The following is a 231-nucleotide window of genomic DNA, read 5'->3' as shown; positions in this document are numbered from 1 at the left end:
GAGCGTTACGGCGACTATCCGCACATCATTCCGTGCATCGGTTTCACCATGGGAATTAACGGCGAATACGATCAGGTGGCGTATTACGGTCGTGGACCGGGCGAAAACTACGCCGACAGCCAGCAGGCTAACATCATCGATATCTGGCGCAGCACCGTCGATGCCATGTTCGAGAACTATCCCTTCCCGCAGAACAACGGTAACCGTCCAGCGGACATGCTGACGGTTACC

At 55.8% G+C, this 231-nt stretch carries 1 pseudogene; it reads left to right on the top strand.

What is annotated here, in order from left to right:
• A pseudogene (locus R2R70_RS23565) lies at positions 1-231 on the top strand (hypothetical protein); the annotation flags it as partial.

The sequence above is a fragment of the Cobetia sp. SIMBA_158 genome (assembly GCF_046566945.1).
Taxonomy (GTDB): domain Bacteria; phylum Pseudomonadota; class Gammaproteobacteria; order Pseudomonadales; family Halomonadaceae; genus Cobetia; species Cobetia amphilecti.
This window is presented reverse-complemented; position numbering and strand designations above follow the sequence as displayed.